This window comes from Bacillus cereus group sp. BfR-BA-01408 (assembly GCF_022663305.1).
Taxonomy (GTDB): Bacteria; Bacillota; Bacilli; order Bacillales; family Bacillaceae_G; genus Bacillus_A; species Bacillus_A pacificus.
The window spans coordinates 1-20,281 of the sequence record NZ_JAKUFF010000005.1; the positions used below are offsets into that span (position 1 = coordinate 1).

Genomic DNA, 20,281 nt, shown 5'->3' on the forward strand with positions numbered 1-20,281 from the left:
TTTCTTTATCATCATCGTTCTTCTTCGTTATATCAATTGCATATTTAGCAAATTCATTTTCAGATGGTCCAACATATGATATTTTTCCATCTTTCTTTATATACTTTTGTGCATTTGGTGAAGAATCGAATGTTGTATGTAATTTATCGGCAACAATCGGTTTAAACGTCCAATTTTTATCTGCTGCTGGATCAATAACTGGCGTTTCTTGCATATACTTCACAATGATTTGACGCGTTTCATCTTGTGATTGGTATACAACCTCCCCTTTGCTTACACCTGGGAACGTTTGGCTGCTTCCGCGATAGTTATTTGTAGCGACGATGAATTCTTGATTGTCAGCTACTGGCTTCCCTTCATATGTCATATTTACAATACGATTCGTATTTGCATTTACAACTTTTCCATCTTTATCGTATTTCGCCGGTTGTGTTACATCAATTTCGTATTTTAAGCCATCTAAAATATCGAAGTTATATGTAGGATAACCTATATTTACTAACGGCTGTTCTTCTGTTTTCTTTGGATCAATTTGATTAAACTGACCTGCAGACATTTCAAGCCATTCTTTTACTTGTGCCCCATTTACTTTTACAGCATATAACGTATTTGGATATACATATAAATCTGCCACGTTTTTAATTGCTAACGTTCCAGCTGGAATATCCGTATAATATGTAGCACCGTTTCGGCCACCTGCTTTAAATGGTGCTCCTGCAGATAAAACTGGAATTCCTTTATATTTGCTGTACTGCCCATTTTCAGCAAATAACTTTTCTACATACCATTTTTGTGCATTTGTCACAAGTTGTACAGAAGGATCATCCTGTACTAATGAGAAATAACTATTAATTGGCGCTGTCGTTTTTCCTACAGCAGTATTCACATAATCAATTGTCGCTTGATGATCATCTTTAATTTCATTAACTAAATTTTGATCAGATTGTACGAGTGGGTTTCCTTTACTATCAGCAATCGGACGAAGTTGCGGCTTCGATTGCTCTTTTTGTACTTCCCATTTTCCATTTACTTTTTTCAATTGCATATCAATAATACCTAAGTTACTTCCAAAGACACCAGGCATTACAACTGGAACACCATTAAATACGTCCTTCACTTCAGTATGTGAATGTCCCATTAATACTGCATCTACACCAGGAACTTCTGTTAAATAATACGATGCGTTTTCCATGCCAACGTTGTATCCACTCTTATCAACACCTGAATGCGCTAGTGCAACGATAACATCTGCACCTTCTGCTTTCATTTTTGGCACCATTTTTTTCGCTGTTTCAACTATATCTTTCGCTTTCACTTTTCCTTCTAAATTTGCTTTATCCCAGTTCATAACTTGAGGTGGAACAAATCCCATTACGCCAATTTTCACTTTTTGTTTTTGACCTGATTCATCTTCTACTTCTTTTTCAAAAACATGATATGGTTTAAAGTAGTTTTGATCATTCTCTTCATTATTATCTTTATCATCTTTATAGACGTTCGAGTTAATAACCGGGAATTCTGTTTTACTAATTACTTTGTTTAAATAATCTAAACCGTAGTTAAATTCATGATTCCCAAGAGAGATGACGTCATACTTCATTAAATTCATTAAACGATATAATGGGTGTGTATAACTAGGATCCACAGGCTTCTTCGGATCATTTATTTTATTCGCTACATAATCTCCAAGCGGTGTCCCTTGTAATGCATCTCCATCATCAAATAGGACAGAATTCTTCGCTTCTTCACGCGCTTTATTCACAAGTGTTGCAGTTTGCACGAGACCTACTTTATTATCGGTTTTCGTTTGATAATAATCGTAATTCATTAAGTTAACGTGAATATCTGATGTTTCTAGAATTCGTAAGTTAACCGTACTCTCCCCAGTTTGCTCATCCGCATGAGCTGTTGCTGGCAATACTTGCGGCGCTATAACACCAATAGCAAGAGTTGCTCCAGCTAGCATTTTTTTTGACTTTTTCACAAAAAATCCCCCTTATACAATTACCAAAAATAATGAAATGAATCCGTCTCTAATTACATACCTTTTTTCTTCTATTGGAGATAAGATTTTCATTTCATCCTGCGCTAATGAGTAGTCCTCTTAAACGCTCGATTGGTGAGATTTTACTCATCGGGAAATAAAGCCCTGCTAATTAAAATTTCACCTTATCTGACATTATCATATATAATGTACTTTCATATCGTCAATATTTTTTGACATACTTCTACAAATTTTCTGTAAAGTTATTGTAAACTTTTCATAAACATATAATATGCCCTTACATTGTTAATACTGCTGAATATGATACAATTACCAATTACAAGGAGGATGAATTTATGAAAAAAGTCATCTTAACAATTGTTTGTCTCCTCCTTCTAATCATTTCTTATTCTTATTTTGAAAAGAACGATGAGACAAAACAAAATGAACCCGAAGAAAAAACAGAAAAAACATCTACTCCAAGTTGGATTGATAAGCAAACAAACGATTCCTTCTATCATCTCGTACTAGGTGATTCGCTCGCCAAAGGATATGGATCGACACAAGGTGGATTTGCTGAATTAGCCTCTAAACAAATAGAAGCACAAATTCATAAACCAATTACTGTAGAAAACCTTGGGATAAACGGTCTTACAACAGATCGTCTCGCTAAAAAGGTTGAATCAGAAGATGTAAAGCAAAAAATTAGAGCAGCCAATATTATTACAATTAATATTGGGGGAAATAATTTGTTTCGCTTAAATCGTGATGTCGGTGTTATAGACGGTATTAAAATGTTAAATAAAGAAAAAGCTCATTTTGAAGCGGATGTAAAAAATATTGTAAAGACAGTCCGAAATCAAAATCCGGATGCTTTACTCATTCTTTCTGAACTCTATAACCCGTTACAACTCGATGACTCCATCGCAAGTTATGCAGATATGTTTTTAGATGGCTGGAATGAATCTGTTTATTCCATTGCAAAAGCAAATCAACCATCTATCGTTTTACCAATTCGCAAATTAATATCAAATGATAAGAAAGAATTACTCTTTGACCAAGTACACCCTAACGATAAAGGCTATTCGATTATTGCCGATTCCTTTACAAAAAAAGTGTTGGCCTACAAATATTAAAATTCACATGAAACAATTCTATTTTTATAACATGTCTTTTTTGTTACAATGAGAGTGGAAGGGGGCCTTTATATGGAATCACGCGAGTGGGAACGTATTGTTGATCATCTTCTTTCGCTAGTGCCTCTTTTTTATCGCAAATTTATGCTTCCTGGAGAATTTTCTTCTCAAAGACATATGCCGCCATCACATACACAAGTATTACTGCTTCTGCATGAAAATGGCACATTAGCAGTTTCCGAAATCGGCAAGCGGCTAGCGATTTCACGGCCTAACATGACACCTCTATTAAACAAACTGATCCAAGAAGAACTAATAGAGCGTCATTATAGCGAAAAAGATCGACGGGTCATTTTAATTTCCCTGACAGCTGAAGGGAAATTGTTAGTAAATCAGTATCAACAATTCATTTTAGACAAATTAAAAGAAAATTTCCAAACGTTATCTGAGGAAGAACGTGAAAAACTCATTCACTCTCTTCAAACCATTCAAAATTTAATTTTGAAAACAAACGCATAAAGCTGCTTCTAAATAGAAGCAGCTTTATGATTCGTAATAATTACCATAATATACATTTGAATATGGCCATGTCGTTAAATACGGTTTATGTTCTTGCGTAGGCTGTTGTTGTGGTATTTGCTGAAATTGTTGCTGTTGATACACTCCAACTTGCTGCCTCATATCATTTACTGGATAATAATTTGTATATGAGTATACTTGAGGTACATAGTAATAATACATTCATTCTCTCCCCCTTTTTCTTAAACATATTCAAAGGAGAAAATGAATGTGCCATTCTTTATATTTGTACAAGTGGTTCTCTCACTTTTTTCTTTCTATTCTTCAAACGTAACTTACGGTTCTTTTCATACAAATAATGCACAACAAAATATGAAATTACCCCAAACACAACTCCTAAAATCGTCATTCCAATTAATACATACACTTCACTTTGTAATAACCCCTTTAATATCGTAAAAATATGACTCGAAAACAAGTCAGATATCGTAAAGGGTTCATGATGTATTTTTTTCACATGAAATGGATAAATCATTTTTCCTAACGCATAAGCAAATGGAAATAAAAATACCGGTAAAAATGATATTTTCCCGATAATATTGCCAATCACCGCAGCAGGAAAAGATCCCTTTGCTAACCTGACGATTGGATAAAATATTAAATAGACGAGCGATGCTGTATATATAACCAACATCTCTAAACCAAAACCAATCGCAAAACCTAACGATACTTTCTTCGCTCCTTCTGGTGATCGAAGCAACTTATAATATTGAAACTTTAATATTCTCCACATCCGCTGAAAAAACGAATATGTTTTCTTAGTTGTTTTCAAATTCATCATCTCTTTAACTATATTTTTTTATCTAGTATGTCCTTACATGATATGAAAAACAAATTTAGTTTACTCTTTTTATTATAAATGATATAAAGATGGTTAACCAAATATACATACGACATTTCAATATAAAAAAGCACACCTCCAGTTATTTACATCTAACAACTGAAGGTGTACATCCTTTAGGAAAGCTCTTCTACATTTTTAAATAAACTTACTAATAATGCTTTTTGCGCATGCAATCGATTACCGGCTTGCTCAAATACGATAGATTTTGGTCCATCTATAATTTCGCCTGTTACTTCTTCTTCACGATGGGCAGGTAAACAGTGTAAGAAACGATACGTTTGCTTCGCATGCTTAACAAGTTCTTTATTAATTTGGTATGGTTGAAATAAAGTATATTTCTCTTCTTCTCCCTCTTGCCCCATGCTCATCCAAACGTCAGTATAAATGAAATCTGCTTCACTCACCGCTAATTCAGGATTATGCAAAATTTCAATTTCAGCTCCTGTTTCTTCAGCAATCGCTAACGCTTTTTTTACAATCTTCTCATTCGGTTCATATCCTATAGGCGTTGCAACTGTCATGTGCATTCCGACTTTTGCACTCGCTAACAACAATGAATGACATACATTATTTCCGTCACCGACGTAAGCCAATTTTATTCCTTTAAATGTATTTATTTCTTCATATATTGTCATTAAGTCTGCCAATGCTTGACAAGGATGATGATCGTCAGTTAAACCGTTAATAACAGGAATGCTCGATTCTTTTGCAAGCTCTTCTACATCCGCGTGTGAGAATGTACGTATCATGATCCCGTCAATATACTGCGATAATACTTTCGCAGTATCTGAAACGGTTTCTCCTCTTCCCATTTGCATCTCTTTTCCACTTAAAAACATACCGTGTCCCCCGAGCTGTACCATTCCTGCTTCAAAAGATACGCGAGTACGAGTTGAATGTTTATCAAAGATAAGCCCTAATATTTTGCCTTGCAGTAAAGGCTCTTGCTTATTCTTTTTTAAATATATTGCGAACTCAATTAAAGAAATAATTTCTTCTTTCGTTAATTCTTCTAGTGTTAAAAGGTCTTTCGTATTTAATTTCGGTACTTGTACAGTTGACATGAAAATTCCCCCTTATATAATTGATACGTTTTTTGTACAAACTACTTTTTTTATCATATATACTGCCTGTTCTAGTTCTTCATTCGTTACAATAAGTGGCGGTAATAGTCTTATAACAGTAGGTCCTGCTTGTAATACGAGAAGTCCTTCTTCTTCTAGTTGTTCTATAAAACTTGCAACTTCATGCTTACACTCAATCCCAACCATAAGCCCCTTACCACGTATATTTTGAATACATTCGACATGTCGTAATTCCTCTTGCAACTTCTGTAATACGTAATCGCCCTTTTCCTTTACTTCTTTTAAAAACGATGGTCTTTTACTTACTTGCAATACTTCTTTCGCTGCAGCCATTGCAACATAATTCCCGCCAAACGTTGAACCATGTGATCCTGCAGTAAACGATGTTCCAAGTTCTTTCCTACCAATCATTGCTCCGACAGGAATCCCGTTTCCAAGTGCCTTTGCGACGGTAACGATATCAGGTTTTATTCCCATTTGTTCGTAAGCAAATAATGTCCCTGTTCTTCCGATCCCTGTTTGGACTTCGTCTATAATAAATAAGGACCCAAACTTCTTACATAATGCTTCAATCGCTTTCAAAAAAGATAGATCAGCAAGTATGACTCCTCCCTCTCCTTGAACAACTTCTATCATTACTGCCGCAACTTCTTCATTCATTACTTCCTCTAATGCCTTTATATCGTTAAAAGGCGTATGTAAAAAAGATGGAAGGAGCGGACCAAATCCTTCTTTCACTTTATTTTGCCCCGTCGCACTCATCGTTCCAAATGTTCTACCGTGAAAAGACTGCTCACACGTTACGACGAGAGATTTTCCAGTATGCTTACGGGCTAACTTCAAAGCTGCTTCATTCGCCTCTGCCCCGCTATTACAGAAAAACGCATAATCTAATGCTATATTTTCTGTTAATAATGACGCGACTTCTTCTTGTAAGCTGTTTGTAAACAGGTTAGATATATGCCATATTTCATGCAGTTGCTCTTGTACAGCTTTCATAACAGTAGGGTGACAATGCCCTAAATTACATACGCCAATTCCCGATGTAAAATCTAAATATTGCTTACCGTTATGATCAATAACTTTCGTTCCTTTTCCCTTTACAAACTCACTCTTTCTTCTTCCATACGTTTGAAAAAGATGACTTGTCATGCAATACTCACACCCCTCGTTACCGTCGTTCCGATACACTCACCTGTAACCTCGGTAAAATCCTTCGTCCCATTTACGATACTAACCTTTTGCACTCCCATTTTTAATGATGCTAGTGCTGCCTGTACTTTCGGAATCATCCCACCGGTAATAACTCCTTTTTCTATTAAATTCACAATTTCAAATTCATCCGTTTTCTTTAGTAACTTTCCTTCATGTAATACCCCATCTACATCTGTAATAAAAATGAGCTCTTTTGCAGATAATGCAGCCGCAATTCCAGCTGCGGCGGTATCCGCATTTATGTTATAAATCTCATTATCATTTATGCCGACCGGAGCAATAACAGGAATATAATTCATATTTATTAATCCTTTTAGTAAGGCCGTTTCGACATACCTTACTTCTCCCACATATCCTATCTCCTCACTGACAGGTTGAACTTGAAGTAACTTGCCATCACACCCTGAGCAACCTACCGCACGTAAATTATGCTTTTGTAAATTCATTACAAGTTTTTTATTCGTACTTCCGCATAGCACCATTTGAACAATATCCATAACTTCTTTTGGTGTTACCCGTAATCCATCTTTTTTTTCTACGTTGATGTTACAATCTTTTAATTTGGCATCAATTTCTGGGCCACCGCCATGGACAATCACTACTTTATACTTCTGTTGCAATTTCTTTATACAATCAAAAAACACATCATGTAATTGATCCAACATACTACCGCCGCATTTCACTACAATATAATCGCTCATCTTCCCTCTCCTTATGTACGATAACAAGCGTTTATTTTCACATATTCATAGCTTAAGTCACAGCCCCAAGCTGATCCGGTCTCTTCTCCTAAATGTAAATTCACATCAATCATAATTTCATGTTCTTGTAATCTCATTTTCATTTCCTCTTCAGAAAACATTTGAGGTTCACTATTTTTCAGCACCGCAATAGATTGAAGAGTAATATCAATTGTATTTGGGTTAATCGCGACTTCACTTTGTCCAATGGTACTAATAATTCGCCCCCAGTTTGGATCTTCACCATGTATTGCTGTTTTCACAAGACTAGAACCGACTATTTGCTTTGCAATTTTCTTTGCCTCTTCATTCGTTCGAGCTCCTAACACATTTACTTCTATTAACTTCGTAGCGCCTTCACCATCTTGTGCGATTTTTTTCGCTAAATCTTCACATACCTTCTGTAAAGCAAATACGAAAGTTTCCCAATCTGCATGTTCCATATTGATTGGTTTCGTTTCTGATAATCCACTTGCCATAACGATGACCATATCATTCGTAGAAGTATCTCCATCTATCGTAATTTGATTGAATGTATGATTCGTGATTTGTGATAATGTTGTTTGTAATACGTCATGCTCTATATGAGCGTCTGTCGTAATAAAACTTAGCATCGTTGCCATATTTGGATGAATCATCCCTGAACCTTTCGCAACACCAGCAATCAGCACCTTCTCCCCATCAATCACCATTTCATAGCAAGTTTCTTTCGTTATAAGATCCGTCGTTAAGATCGCTTCAGAAAAAGAATGAGCTTCCCTTTCTTCCTTCGCTGGGATAAGAGTAGCAATCCCATTTCGGATTATATCCATCGGCAGCGGAACACCAATTACACCTGTTGAAGCTACTGCAACATAATTTTCTTTCAATCCAAAATGTTCTGCTCCTAATGCACGCATCTCGTAAGCATCTTGTAATCCTTTCATTCCTGTACAAGCATTTGCATTTCCACTATTAACGATAATAGCTTGTAATTTCCCCTCAGTCGCTATACTATCCTTCGTTACTTGCAAGGGAGCTGCTTGTATTTGATTTGTTGTATAAACAGCAGCACATGATGCTGGTGTATCACAAACGATTGCCCCTAAATCCTTTTTCTCTTTTTTCAAACCAATTGCAGTGCCAATGGCCGAGAAACCTTTTGGAGTTACAATCGAACCATTTTCTACTTTTGTAATAGACGCTACTTTAATCATCATGTCCCCCCTTATAGATAAAGCGGCATATGTTGTAAACCTGTTGTTTCTTCTAGTCCCGCTATTATGTTTGCATTTTGAATTGCTTGCCCAGCCGCACCTTTCATCATATTGTCTATAACAGAAACGACTGTCACTCTTCCTGTTCTTTCATCGTAAGCTATCCCCATATCACAATAATTTGAGCCCCTCACTTCTTTCGGACTTGGAAACTCTCCTTGCGTACGAATTCGAACAAAAGCCGATTGTTCATACGTTTCTTCATATAATTTTTGAAGTTGTTCTATTTCCATTTCTCGCTTTACTTTCGCATAAAGTGTAACCATAATTCCACGTGATATCGGTATTAAATGTGTACTAAACGTGATTGGCTTCGTTTCTCTATTCCATTCCGCGAGCATTTGCTCAATCTCAGGAACGTGTTGATGCTCATTTACTTTATAAATACGCAAGTTATCGTATAACTCAGGAAAGTGAGTCATCGTTGTTGGCGTTTTTCCTGCTCCAGATACTCCTGATTTCGCATCAATAATAATCGAATCTTCTTCAATTATGCCGCTACGAACTAATGGCAATGTCGCTAATAATGCAGCTGTAGCAAAACATCCCGGATTTGCAATTAAATTTGCATTTTGAACCTCGGACCTTTTCCATTCACTTAGCCCATATACAGCTTTACTAAGAATTTCTTCTTTTGCAGCTGCCCTTTTGTACCACTGTTCATATATGAAAGGATCTTTCATACGAAAGTCTCCAGATAGGTCAATTACTTTTAAACCTACTGCTAATAATTTTGGAGTTAACTCTGCTGATACTCCTGCCGGGGTTGCCAAAAATACAATTTCTGCTTCTTTCACTATTTCCTCCGCATCAATTTCTTGTAACGTATGAACAAGAACATTTTGAAAATGCGGATATACATTTGTTATACACTCGCCAACTTGTGAAAAAGAATGGAGAGATGCTATCGAAAAATATGGATGTTGTTCTAATAACCGAATTAACTCAATACCTCCATACCCAGTTGCTCCAATAATCGCGACTTTCATATGCTCCTCCTCATATCGATTCTTTAAATTAAGTATGATTATAATATTGTATATTTATAGAGTCAATTAAATATTTATAAATTTCATAAACTTAAAAAACTTAATTTTACTAGAAAAACAATATACACAACAGAATTTTTATACACAAATAGTGCATAGTAGTTTTTTTATTTCACTTCAAGTACAATAAAACAATACATACGTACATACAGGCGGGGAGAACATGAATGAAAAATTAATTGAGAAAATGATTATAAAAAGTTTTCAGCAATATCAATGTAATCCTATGTCAAATGAGGATCAGGAAATGCTTATTAAACATATTCAAACGATTATTCATTCAAATACTGAAATTGATGTATACGAGGCAGTTGAGGATATCGTTTACGATTATGTGACTGGGAAATAAAGTAAAACTTTAATCAGTGGGGGTTTTCTTCATCCCCCACTGATTATCAGCCCTCACCAATCGGACTTTTATGGGCAGTTGATCCCCCACCTAACTTCTTTGCTTTCGCTGAATTTTGAGGTGGGGGTCTTACTGCCCATTAAAGCGGGATAAAAAAATAGGAGATTTCCATATGGAAATCTCCTATTTTTTACTTAATGATTTGCCTGCTACGCGCTCAAATAAACCTGGGAATAAAGCATACAGTTTTGGACCAATGCCCATCCATTTCGGTAAGTTTACTTCACGCTTTTTCGTTTGCATCGCTTTTACAATTTGCTCTGCTACATATGTTGGTTTTAACATGTATCGTCCCATATTTTTCACATATGTACCGGATTGATCAGCTATTTCAAAAAAGTTTGTATCTATCGGACCTGGATTAATCGCTGTTACGAAAATATTTGTACTAGATAACTCCATGCGTAAACTATTCGTAAAGCCTAGTACTGCATGTTTCGTCGCTGCATACGCACTCGATTTCGGAGTTGCAATTTTCCCAGCAAGTGAAGCAACATTAATAATATGTCCTTCGTTTCTTTTCACCATATAAGGTAGTACCGCTTTCGTACAAGCTACTAATCCAAATACATTTACTTGGAACATATCTTTCACTTCATCCATTGATGCATCTTCAAACGTTTTAAAAATACCAAATCCCGCATTGTTTACTAATATATCAATACGTCCTACCTCTTGTAATACTTTTGAAAAAACAGATTGTACTTCCGTCTCTTCACTTACATCTAATACATAATAATAGCAAGGCGTATTATAAGTTTCTTTAATTTTGTCTACTAACGCTTTTAATTTCTCTTCTGTTCTAGCCATTAATACTGGAGTCGCCCCCTGCTCTGCAACTTGCATTGCAACTTGCTCTCCAATTCCACTAGAAGCACCTGTAATGACGATTACTTTATTTTGTAAACGTCCCGTCATTGCTGTCACCTACTTTGCATAATAAATCAATTGTTGCGAAGATTCATCAATCATCACTTGTTGATTATATGCTAAAAAGTCTAATTGTCCAACCGTTTCTGAAATAGTAAGTGGCAATTGTTCCTTATACAATACCGGAAATAGTTTTACACATACTTCAAATGCTGTCATTGGTTTTTCCTTTAATAACTCAAGCACTTTAAATGCACGTGTTTCTTGCTTTTGTAATCTCGTTTCAATAAGTTGTTTCACATTTAGAACATCTTCTCCATGTCCTGATAAAATGCGTGAAATATTCATTTCACTTAAACGCTTTAACGTTTGATTATATTGTAATAACGGGCGCGCCCTTTCTGTTTGTCCTTCATATGGTGGTTCTAATATTGGATTCGAAGAAATATGACTAATGAGAGCATCCCCTCCAATTAGTATTCCATCAGATTCTCTATATAATGAAATATGAGTGGAAGCATGACCTGGTGTTTCAATTACTGTAAAACCAGGCATTGAATCAATACGATCTCCCTCTCTCACAGTATGCGTTAGCGATCTATTACAAGAATATTTCAGTGTCCTTGTCGTCAATAACGCCTCGTCTTTCAAAAATGCTGCTGGAACACCAAATTGTAAAGCCGTCTCTCTAAAAAACTCATGATATCGCTTTAAAAATTCTGGATTTTGCGTGATCCACGGCTCATTCCAAGGGTGTCCAATAATGTTCGTCTTCTCAGAAAATATATTTAAAAGCCCACAATGATCCGCATGATGATGCGTAATAACTACTGTTTTAATATCTTCTATCGTATATCCTAATGTACATAACTGACTTTCTAACGCATTTCTTGCCTCTTCTGTATTCGTCCCTGTATCAATTAATGTTAATGTCTCCCCCTCAACTAAAAACACATTCACAGTTTCAACTGCAAATGGCACAGGAATCTCCATTCGGTGAATCGCCGTCATGCTTAGCCCCCCTGTCTCTTTCCGGTTCAAAAATGAATACTTCTTCAGTTTACAACTTCCTTATATATTTGTCATTATTTTCAGATAAAAAGAGGTGTTTCCTAGAAAAAAACGAATGTATGTACATTTATAAGAATTTCTAACCAAAATTAAAGGAGGAACATCATGTCTATTCAAAACATTTCCTTTCTCGGTGCAGGCTCTATTGCTGAAGCGATTATTGGTGGCTTGTTACATGCAAATGTTGTGAAAGGCGAACAAATTACTGTAAGTAATCGTTCTAATGAGACAAGGTTACAGGAGCTACATAACAAATACGGTGTCAAAGGTACACATAATAAAAAAGAACTACTTACTAATACAAATATTCTTTTTCTAGCAATGAAGCCAAAAGATGTTGCAGAAGCGCTTACCCCTTTTCAAGAAGACATACATAATAACCTGCTTATTATTTCGTTATTAGCAGGTGTTTCTACTCATTCAATTAGAAGTCTACTTCAAAAAGACGTTCCGATTATTCGTGCCATGCCAAATACATCTGCAGCTATTTTAAAATCAGCTACTGCTATCTCACCTTCAAAACATGCAACAAAGGAACATATTCAAACTGCCATAGCTTTATTTGAAACGATCGGTCTCGTCTCTGTTGTAGAGGAAGAAGATATGCATGCTGTCACTGCATTATCCGGAAGCGGGCCTGCTTATATTTATTACGTAGTAGAAGCGATGGAAGAAGCTGCAAAAAAAATCGGTTTAAAAGAAGATGTTGCAAAGTCACTTATTCTCCAAACGATGATTGGTGCTGCTGAAATGCTAAAAGCAAGTGAAAAACACCCGTCTATTTTGCGAAAGGAAATTACCTCTCCTGGTGGAACGACCGAAGCGGGCATTGAAGTATTACAAGAACACCAATTTCAACAAGCGCTTATTTCTTGTATTACACAGGCAGCGCAACGATCACATAATCTTGGGAAAACGTTAGAACAGTTAACAAAAGAAAAATAAAAAATGGAGCTCAATCTTACTTGAGCTCCATTTTTTATAAACATATATTTTTAGTTATTCGTCTTCCCAAAAATCTCTTCTTGCAGACGGCGACCAGTCGGTGTTGCTGCAAGTCCACCTTCAGCTGTTTCACGAAGTGCTACTGGCATCGTTTGTCCGATTCTAAACATCGCCTCAATTACTTCATCACATGGAATAGTACTCGTTACACCAGCTAATGCTAAATCAGCTGAAATCATCGCATTTGCAGCTCCTGCTGCATTACGTTTTACGCAAGGTACTTCTACAAGTCCTGCAACAGGATCGCATACTAAACCAAGCATGTTCTTTAATGAAATTGCCATCGCTGTAGCTGCTTGCTCTTGTGTTCCACCAGCCATTTCAACTGCAGCTGCAGCTGCCATTCCACTTGCTGAACCAACTTCAGCTTGGCATCCTCCCGCTGCACCAGAAATACAAGCGTTATTCGCAACAACCATACCGAAAGCTCCTGCTGTAAATAAGAATTCAATCATTTCTTCACGTGTAGGCTGCAATTTTTCTCTTAGTGCAAATAGTACACCTGGCACTGTTCCAGCAGACCCTGCTGTTGGTGTTGCACAAATAATTCCCATCGCTGCGTTTACTTCATTTGTTGCAACAGCTTTACTCACTGCGTCCAAAATCGTATCTCCAGATAAGCCTTTTCCACTCTTCATATACGCCTGAACTTTTACAGCATCTCCACCAGTTAAACCAGTTGGTGATTTCACTCCGCGAATACCACGTTCTACTGCTTGCTCCATCACGACTAAGTTCTTTTCCATACCAGCAATTACTTCTTCACGTGAAATACTTCTTGTTTCCATTTCACATTGAATCATAATTTCTGCGATTTTTACATTTTGTTCTTTAGCTTGCGCCACTAGTTCCGCTGCGTTCCGAAACATGGTGTGTCCCCCCTGCAATTATTCCATAATAGTTACTTGACAAATATTTTGTTGCGCTTTTATTTCTTCAATCACTTCATCTGCTAATATTTCATCTGTTTCGATGACCATAAGCGCTCTTCTTCCTTTTTCTTTACGAGAAACACTCATTGTACTAATGTTAATCTCGTGTTTCGCAAGGATTGAAGCTACTGCTGCAATAGCACCGAAGCGATCGTTATTTACAATAAGTAGTGCTGGACTCGTGCCTGATAATTGAAGATCGAATCCGTTTAATTCTACAACTTCAATTTTACCGCCACCAATTGAGCAAGCAACAACTTCAATTTCTTCTTCACCTTTATACAAACGAATTCTTGCTGTATTTGGGTGAGGTGCATTGGCATCCTCTTCAATGAATTCCACTTCAATTTCGCGCTCTTTTGCTATCTCTAGCGCCTCTGGAATACGTAAGTCATCTGTTTCAAACCCTAATATCCCACCTATTAGCGCTACATCTGTACCATGCCCACGATACGTCTTTGCAAATGATCCATATAATGAAATGCTTACTCTTTCTGGTTCATGACGAAACAGCTGGCGAGCAACTTGCCCCATTCGTGCTGCGCCTGCTGTATGTGAACTTGATGGACCAATCATAACTGGACCGATAATATCAAATACTGAGCGATACTTCATCATAACTCCCCCTAAACCTCTATGAAAAAATTTTTTACTATTCTATTAAGCTACCAAATCGGTTGCTTTTCCAGTTGTACTACGAATTTGTTCCGCTATACGAATTGGATCGTTTTTGAATAACAATGAAACAATCTATCCTGAAATAATACTAGTTGTCATAATAAATAAGAAACTTAGCATTACCTTCATTTAAAAATAATATAAGCTAATCCACAATAAAGTCTGGTAGCAATCCAAAGTTTAACACAGAACCACTTACAAGGATAGCATAAACAAGTGAAACTATAATCAGCGGGAGTTTTGTCCATTCCCAATAATTATTAGCCCACAACAATCGTGCTTTTACGAGCAGTTATCTCTCGCTTAAATTCCTCGCATTCGCGAATTTTGAGGTAGAGTCTTACTGCCCATTAAAGTGGGATAAATTATAATCTGCCCTCATTATAACTTGTTTTTAATAAAACGCTTACTTTTAATGAATTTTAAAAGTTCTGAATAAAAATCCATTTTTGCTATTTGTATCATTCGTATGTCATCTGACTTATATAACAGTTTTTCTAAATAATCGATACTATGTATTTTTATCCTATATTTTCACATCATTAAAACTTTCTGTTTCATCTAATATAAGCATAAAATGATAACAGTTTTATTTTAATTTTTTTAGAAAAAAAAATGGCAACCTCTCGTCGCCATTTTTTCATATCATTATTATCTTTCTACTGGAAATGATTTTAAATCCGTTGCTATTTCTGTATTAGAAAATAGCTCTCTTGCCTCTTTCAATAATTCCTTATACGTATCCCCTTGATAACGAGAACTAATATGAGTCAATATTAATCGTTTTGCATTTGCCTGAAGTGCAATACTCGCAGCTTGCTTAGATGTGGAATGAAAATAATCATAAGCTTGTTGTTCATCTTCTGCCGCAAAAGTTGCTTCATGAACTAGTACGTCAGCGTCTTGTGCCAGCTCTCTACTCGCTTCACAAAATCTTGTATCACCTAAAATGGTAATAATTCTTCCTTTTTGAGGTGGGCCGATAAAATCTTGTCCGTTTAGTATCGTACCATTTTCCAATTCAACCACTTCTCCATCTTTTAAACGCTTAAAGAGCGGACCTGGTTTCACACCCATCTCCAGCAATTTATCGACTAAAAGGGCGCCTTGTATATCTTTCTCTATAATACGATACCCAAAACATTCAATACCGTGTGACAATCTTTTCGTTTCCACATGAAATTCATTATCTTCAAACACGGTACCTTCTTCTGTTATCTCAACAATTTCAAGTGGGTATTTTACATGTGTCGTACTTACTGATAATGCTACTTCAATAAATTGTTTAATTCCTTTTGGTCCATACACTGTTAAAGGTGTAGTCCCTCCTTGAAACGAACGGCTTCCTAATAAACCAGGCAATCCAAAAATATGATCACCATGTAAATGCGTAATAAATATTTTTTCAATGCGGCGTGGACGTACTGATGTATGTAATATTTGATGTTGCGTCGCCTCGCCACAATCAAATAACCAAGTTTGTCCTCGTTCTTCTAACAATTGCAAAGCAATTGCTGAAACGTTCCTTCCTTTCGAAGGAACACCTGCACCAGTTCCTAAAAATACAAATTCCACTTTCTTTCCTCCAGCTCTTTATATAATCTACCTTTCATCTTACGGAATGTTATTTCAAATGGCAAATCGAATTTACACAACCAATCATCTAGACAACTATATATCACGAACGTTATACTCAAAAAGTTTAGATATCGTTCGTGTTTTATGTTAAAATGATTATACTACATTTTAAGGGAGCGTTTTATTATGAAAGAAGCATTTCGTTTACAAACTGATTTTTCATCTTCATTTGATCGCTGGGTAAGTTCTTTCGTGTCTGATCACCCAGCACAATTAGAATGGACGACTTTGAAAGAGTTAATCCATGAATATACAACAACACATACAAATGATTCGTTACCAACATATATTTCTTCAGCTTTAACATATTATGCACAACGCGTTTCAACTGCAAACAGTTCAGAGATTGTTATTTTTGAAAATGCTACAATCTCATAATCTATAACAAAAAGCACTGTGATCAGTGCTTTTTATTTATGTTCATTACAATATTTATTTTCCAACCTTATTTCAAAAAAACTCCGCTTATTTCCTACTATATAGCCAAGATAAATCTATTTGAGTTTTCAAAAAACATGTTGACACTACAAAATTTCAGTGCTAACATTCAACATGTAATTGAATATGGTCTCTGTTAGGTGAGGCTCCTGTATAGAGAAACGCTGCTGCCCAAAAATGTCGAGAGACGCCAATGGGTCAACAAGAAAGGTCGGAATGAAGGCCTTTTTTAACGTAGCTGGTTTCAGTACCTATGCTATACAGTGCTAAAACTCAACGAGGGAGAGGTGCATGTATTTTGTCATACACAAAAACTGTTTTGATTTATGCTTACTAACAGTCTTTGTTGTGGACTCTTTTAACTGCGAATTCAGGCCTTTACTCGTTTTGAGTAAAGGTCTTTTTACGTATATATGCACCTTACTATGAAACAAACATAGCATATTCAGAAACTACTAAATTGTACGGAGGTGAGGAACAGTTGGCAATTGATGATTCGGCCCAGATACCCATATGTTTTACGTTAATATTTCATCATGTAGGTAGGAAAGAAACTGTTCCTCCTAATTTTAAATAGTCGAGTAACAGCTTGTTTCCTCCTTCATGAAAAAGGAGGAACTACCGATGTTAAATTTACTAAGACAAGAAACGAAACATTCATACGATCAAGATTGTATGAAAACAAATCACAAATTATTAGTGGAAGTCGCAACGCAGGATGCAAACAAAGCGTTACGACTTTTAGAAACAACAGAAAATGGACTCTCTAAAGAAGAAGCGTCTCGTAGACTTTCTTTATATGGCCTTAATGAAATAGCTCATAATAAAACATCACCGTGGTACATTCAATTTCTGCTGGCATTTAAAAATCCATTTATTTTTGTTTTATTAGCTCTCGGCGCACTTTCTTTTTTCACAGATGACATACAAGGAACTATTGTCGTATCTGTAATGGTAATGCTAAGTGCAACGATTCGCTTTTTACAAGAATTTCGTTCTCAAAAAGCTGCGGATCAGTTAAAGGCTATGGTCCGAACAACGGCGAGTGTCTTTAGAATAGATGGATTTGTACACGAAACAAAAAATGCAAAAATTTTGAAGCGAACTGATACAAAGGAAATTCCAATTGAGGAACTTGTACCTGGCGATATTATTTCACTTTCAGCCGGAGACATTGTTCCAGCTGATGTGCGTATTTTATCGGCTAAAGATTTATTTGTGAACCAATCTTCTTTAACAGGAGAAGCACTTCCTGTAGAAAAATACGAAAACTGCTACCATACAGAAAATAAACATCTATTACCGAAAAGCACGAAAAAAAATTACAATCCACTCGATATGGAAAATCTTTGCTTCATGGGGACAAATATTGTAAGTGGTAGCGCAAGAGCGGTTGTCATCTCCACAAGTACCGATACGTATTTCGGCTCTTTAGCAAATAAAGTAATCGGTAAGCGCGTAGAAACAAGCTTTGATAAAGGTGTAAACAAAGTAAGCTGGCTTTTAATTACATTCATGCTTATTATGGCACCTATCGTTCTTCTCATTAACGGGTTCACAAAAGGAGATTGGCAAGAAGCTTTCTTCTTCGCTATTGCAATCGCAGTTGGTCTAACACCTGAAATGTTACCAATGATTGTGACTGCTAATTTAGCTAAAGGTGCCGTTAACATGTCTAAACAGAAAGTAATTGTAAAACAGCTGAATTCTATTCAAAATTTAGGTGCTATGAACATTCTTTGTACCGATAAAACAGGAACTTTAACAGAAGATAAAGTTGTACTTGTTCGGCACTTAGATCCTAATGGTAATACATGTAATCGTGTATTACACTTTGCCTATTTAAATAGCTTCTATCAAACAGGATTGAAAAATTTAATAGATAAAGCCGTTATAAAACATACAGAAGAAAATCAAAAATTTGATCCATCTGTTTTTCAAAAACTAGATGAAATTCCATTTGACTTTGCTCGTCGGCGTATGTCCGTCATTGTAAAAAACAATTCAGGTGAACATACAATGGTCTGTAAAGGGGCTGTAGAAGAAATTTTATCTATTTGCAACTACACTGAAATAGATGGCAAAATTGCTTCTCTTACCGATGACATGCGCTTACATGTAAAACAACTAAGTGAAACTTTGAATAGTGAAGGTATGCGCGTTATTGCTGTAGCTTATAAAAAAAATAGACCAACAAATAATAAAGAGTACGCCGTACAAAATGAAAATGATATGATTCTCGCTGGATATATTGGCTTTTTAGATCCGCCGAAACCATCTGCCGCTACTGCCATTCAAACATTACAAAAACATGGTGTACAAGTAAAAATTTTAACTGGTGATAACGAAATCGTGACAAAAAAGGTATGTAAAGAAGTTGGATTAAATATTGGCGAGCCTATCCTTGGTTACGAAATCGATGCTTTACCTGATAAAGCATTAGCAAAGCTAGCCGAAGAAACAACTGTTTTTGCTAAACTAAATCCAATGCAAAAATCTCGCATTATACGAGTATTACAAGGAAACGGACACACTGTAGGTTATATGGGAGATGGCATTAACGACGCCGTAGCGTTACGGGAAGCTGACGTTGGCATATCTGTTGATACTGCAACTGATATTGCAAAAGAGTCTTCCGATATTATTCTACTTGAAAAAAGTTTAATGATATTAGAGGCAGGTATTTTAGAAGGACGCACTACATTCGGTAATATTTTGAAATACATTAAAATGACAGCGAGCTCTAACTTCGGAAATGTATTTAGTGTGTTAGTAGCAAGTGCCTTCATTCCTTTCTTGCCGATGCTTGCCATTCACCTTTTAATTCAAAACTTACTTTATGATATTTCACAACTGTCTATCCCATGGGACAAAATGGATAAAGAATTTTTAGAAAAACCAAGAAAATGGGATACTGCAAATTTACGGAACTTCATTATTTGCATCGGTCCCATTAGTTCCATATTTGATATCATCACCTATGTGGTCATGTGGAACGTCTTCGGTGCAAATACAGCTAGCGAACAATCATTATTCCAATCTGGTTGGTTTGTCGTTGGATTGCTAACACAAACTTTAATTGTTCACATGATAAGAACACAGAAGATTCCGTTTATTCAAAGTACTGCATCAGTACCGGTTCTTTTATTAACCGCTTGTATTATGGTAATCGGAATTTATATTCCATTCTCGCCACTTGGAGCAGCCGTTGGATTACAAGCATTACCACTTAGCTATTTCCCTTGGTTAGTAGGAATACTATTAGGCTATGCTTTCTTAACACAGTTCCTAAAAAAAATTTATATTAAAAAGTTTCATAGCTGGTTATAAAAATAAGAATGAGCGGGTGCTT

Annotated in this window: 19 protein-coding genes, 1 pseudogene and 1 riboswitch; of the genes and pseudogenes, 6 read left to right on the forward strand and 14 right to left on the reverse strand. The window is 36.1% G+C overall.

The features are described from left to right. Positions 1 to 1,984: bifunctional 2',3'-cyclic-nucleotide 2'-phosphodiesterase/3'-nucleotidase (cpdB, locus tag MR083_RS04300; protein ID WP_242268618.1), on the reverse strand; the 1,984-nt coding region annotated here is incomplete at its 3' end. 356 nt (positions 1,985 to 2,340) lie between these two features. Here cpdB and MR083_RS04305 point away from each other — a divergent pair. Both MR083_RS04305 and MR083_RS04310 read left to right on the forward strand, forming a co-directional pair. Further along, positions 2,341 to 3,120, forward strand: coding sequence for a GDSL-type esterase/lipase family protein (locus MR083_RS04305; protein ID WP_242268620.1), 780 nt, complete (start codon positions 2,341 to 2,343; stop codon positions 3,118 to 3,120). A 72-nt stretch (positions 3,121 to 3,192) separates the two neighbouring features. Continuing rightward, positions 3,193 to 3,639, forward strand: coding sequence for a MarR family winged helix-turn-helix transcriptional regulator (locus tag MR083_RS04310; protein ID WP_000445817.1), 447 nt, complete (start codon positions 3,193 to 3,195; stop codon positions 3,637 to 3,639). A gap of 24 nt (positions 3,640 to 3,663) precedes the next feature. Here the strand turns inward: MR083_RS04310 and MR083_RS04315 are convergent, their stop codons facing one another. From MR083_RS04315 to argC, 7 genes are all read right to left on the reverse strand, one after another. Beyond that, on the reverse strand, positions 3,664 to 3,861 hold the full coding sequence (locus MR083_RS04315) for a hypothetical protein (protein WP_041184699.1): 198 nt from the start codon (positions 3,859 to 3,861) through the stop codon (positions 3,664 to 3,666). A 58-nt stretch (positions 3,862 to 3,919) separates the two neighbouring features. Beyond that, on the reverse strand, positions 3,920 to 4,480 hold the full coding sequence (locus MR083_RS04320; protein WP_011040649.1) for a DUF2062 domain-containing protein: 561 nt from the start codon (positions 4,478 to 4,480) through the stop codon (positions 3,920 to 3,922). 176 nt (positions 4,481 to 4,656) lie between these two features. After that, positions 4,657 to 5,607, reverse strand: a complete 951-nt coding sequence (gene argF, locus MR083_RS04325; RefSeq protein ID WP_000108857.1) for an ornithine carbamoyltransferase — start codon at positions 5,605 to 5,607, stop codon at positions 4,657 to 4,659. A 12-nt stretch (positions 5,608 to 5,619) separates the two neighbouring features. Then, a complete protein-coding gene (gene argD / locus MR083_RS04330; RefSeq protein ID WP_000200518.1) occupies positions 5,620 to 6,780 on the reverse strand; it encodes an acetylornithine transaminase in 1,161 nt (386 codons plus the stop codon). Continuing rightward, positions 6,777 to 7,544 (reverse strand): acetylglutamate kinase, encoded by a 768-nt coding sequence (gene argB / locus MR083_RS04335; RefSeq protein ID WP_001286773.1) that lies wholly within the window; start codon positions 7,542 to 7,544, stop codon positions 6,777 to 6,779. Before argB ends, argD begins: the two co-directional genes overlap by 4 nt. An 11-nt stretch (positions 7,545 to 7,555) precedes the next feature. Further along, positions 7,556 to 8,779, reverse strand: coding sequence for a bifunctional glutamate N-acetyltransferase/amino-acid acetyltransferase ArgJ (gene argJ / locus MR083_RS04340; protein ID WP_000598420.1), 1,224 nt, complete (start codon positions 8,777 to 8,779; stop codon positions 7,556 to 7,558). An 11-nt stretch (positions 8,780 to 8,790) separates the two neighbouring features. Further along, a complete protein-coding gene (argC, locus tag MR083_RS04345; protein ID WP_000861217.1) occupies positions 8,791 to 9,828 on the reverse strand; it encodes an N-acetyl-gamma-glutamyl-phosphate reductase in 1,038 nt (345 codons plus the stop codon). A 223-nt stretch (positions 9,829 to 10,051) separates the two neighbouring features. On the opposite strand from argC, the gene MR083_RS04350 reads away from it, so the two are divergent. Next, entirely contained in the window at positions 10,052 to 10,237 is a 186-nt protein-coding gene (locus MR083_RS04350; protein ID WP_001003210.1) for a YqzH family protein, read from the forward strand. Between the two features lie 183 nt (positions 10,238 to 10,420). Here the strand turns inward: MR083_RS04350 and MR083_RS04355 are convergent, their stop codons facing one another. Beyond that, on the reverse strand, positions 10,421 to 11,215 hold the full coding sequence (locus tag MR083_RS04355) for an SDR family oxidoreductase (RefSeq protein WP_229135488.1): 795 nt from the start codon (positions 11,213 to 11,215) through the stop codon (positions 10,421 to 10,423). A gap of 9 nt (positions 11,216 to 11,224) precedes the next feature. Then, positions 11,225 to 12,178 carry an MBL fold metallo-hydrolase gene (locus tag MR083_RS04360; RefSeq protein WP_049112518.1) on the reverse strand — a complete coding sequence of 318 codons (954 nt, stop codon included), beginning with the start codon at positions 12,176 to 12,178 and terminating at the stop codon, positions 11,225 to 11,227. 165 nt (positions 12,179 to 12,343) lie between these two features. Between MR083_RS04360 and proI the strand changes: the two genes are divergently transcribed. After that, positions 12,344 to 13,183, forward strand: a complete 840-nt coding sequence (gene proI / locus MR083_RS04365; RefSeq protein WP_242268622.1) for a pyrroline-5-carboxylate reductase ProI — start codon at positions 12,344 to 12,346, stop codon at positions 13,181 to 13,183. Positions 13,184 to 13,233: 50 nt separating this feature from the next. Here the strand turns inward: proI and sdaAA are convergent, their stop codons facing one another. The 4 genes and pseudogenes from sdaAA to rnz all read right to left on the reverse strand — a co-directional run bounded on the left by sdaAA (position 13,234) and on the right by rnz (position 16,428). Then, a complete protein-coding gene (gene sdaAA / locus MR083_RS04370) occupies positions 13,234 to 14,112 on the reverse strand; it encodes an L-serine ammonia-lyase, iron-sulfur-dependent, subunit alpha (protein ID WP_000489463.1) in 879 nt (292 codons plus the stop codon). Positions 14,113 to 14,130: 18 nt separating this feature from the next. Beyond that, a complete protein-coding gene (sdaAB, locus tag MR083_RS04375; protein ID WP_000877446.1) occupies positions 14,131 to 14,790 on the reverse strand; it encodes an L-serine ammonia-lyase, iron-sulfur-dependent subunit beta in 660 nt (219 codons plus the stop codon). A gap of 79 nt (positions 14,791 to 14,869) precedes the next feature. Next, positions 14,870 to 15,127, reverse strand: a pseudogene (locus tag MR083_RS04380) (hypothetical protein). 377 nt (positions 15,128 to 15,504) lie between these two features. Then, positions 15,505 to 16,428, reverse strand: coding sequence for a ribonuclease Z (gene rnz / locus MR083_RS04385; protein WP_000397447.1), 924 nt, complete (start codon positions 16,426 to 16,428; stop codon positions 15,505 to 15,507). Between the two features lie 189 nt (positions 16,429 to 16,617). Between rnz and MR083_RS04390 the strand changes: the two genes are divergently transcribed. Both MR083_RS04390 and mgtA read left to right on the forward strand, forming a co-directional pair. Further along, complete coding sequence (locus MR083_RS04390; protein ID WP_000656492.1) at positions 16,618 to 16,869, forward strand: DUF3932 family protein; 252 nt, start codon at positions 16,618 to 16,620, stop codon at positions 16,867 to 16,869. Positions 16,870 to 17,054: 185 nt separating this feature from the next. Beyond that, positions 17,055 to 17,222: riboswitch (M-box (ykoK) riboswitch) on the forward strand. Between the two features lie 331 nt (positions 17,223 to 17,553). Next, positions 17,554 to 20,259: a magnesium-translocating P-type ATPase gene (gene mgtA, locus MR083_RS04395; protein WP_242268623.1), complete on the forward strand. Its 2,706-nt coding sequence runs from the start codon at positions 17,554 to 17,556 to the stop codon at positions 20,257 to 20,259. Positions 20,260 to 20,281: the final 22 nt, after the last annotated feature.

Bases quoted from the DNA above. Each gene is read 5' to 3' on its own strand.
- MR083_RS04305 (WP_242268620.1), top strand. From the start codon at position 2,341: ATGAAAAAAGTCATCTTAACAATTGTTTGTCTCCTCCTTCTAATCATT.
- MR083_RS04310 (WP_000445817.1), top strand. From the start codon at position 3,193: ATGGAATCACGCGAGTGGGAACGTATTGTTGATCATCTTCTTTCGCTA.
- MR083_RS04315 (WP_041184699.1), bottom strand. From the start codon at position 3,861: ATGTATTATTACTATGTACCTCAAGTATACTCATATACAAATTATTAT.
- MR083_RS04320 (WP_011040649.1), bottom strand. From the start codon at position 4,480: ATGATGAATTTGAAAACAACTAAGAAAACATATTCGTTTTTTCAGCGG.
- argF (WP_000108857.1), bottom strand. From the start codon at position 5,607: ATGTCAACTGTACAAGTACCGAAATTAAATACGAAAGACCTTTTAACA.
- argD (WP_000200518.1), bottom strand. From the start codon at position 6,780: ATGACAAGTCATCTTTTTCAAACGTATGGAAGAAGAAAGAGTGAGTTT.
- argB (WP_001286773.1), bottom strand. From the start codon at position 7,544: ATGAGCGATTATATTGTAGTGAAATGCGGCGGTAGTATGTTGGATCAA.
- argJ (WP_000598420.1), bottom strand. From the start codon at position 8,779: ATGATTAAAGTAGCGTCTATTACAAAAGTAGAAAATGGTTCGATTGTA.
- argC (WP_000861217.1), bottom strand. From the start codon at position 9,828: ATGAAAGTCGCGATTATTGGAGCAACTGGGTATGGAGGTATTGAGTTA.
- MR083_RS04350 (WP_001003210.1), top strand. From the start codon at position 10,052: ATGAATGAAAAATTAATTGAGAAAATGATTATAAAAAGTTTTCAGCAA.
- MR083_RS04355 (WP_229135488.1), bottom strand. From the start codon at position 11,215: ATGACGGGACGTTTACAAAATAAAGTAATCGTCATTACAGGTGCTTCT.
- MR083_RS04360 (WP_049112518.1), bottom strand. From the start codon at position 12,178: ATGACGGCGATTCACCGAATGGAGATTCCTGTGCCATTTGCAGTTGAA.
- proI (WP_242268622.1), top strand. From the start codon at position 12,344: ATGTCTATTCAAAACATTTCCTTTCTCGGTGCAGGCTCTATTGCTGAA.
- sdaAA (WP_000489463.1), bottom strand. From the start codon at position 14,112: ATGTTTCGGAACGCAGCGGAACTAGTGGCGCAAGCTAAAGAACAAAAT.
- sdaAB (WP_000877446.1), bottom strand. From the start codon at position 14,790: ATGAAGTATCGCTCAGTATTTGATATTATCGGTCCAGTTATGATTGGT.
- MR083_RS04390 (WP_000656492.1), top strand. From the start codon at position 16,618: ATGAAAGAAGCATTTCGTTTACAAACTGATTTTTCATCTTCATTTGAT.
- mgtA (WP_242268623.1), top strand. From the start codon at position 17,554: ATGTTAAATTTACTAAGACAAGAAACGAAACATTCATACGATCAAGAT.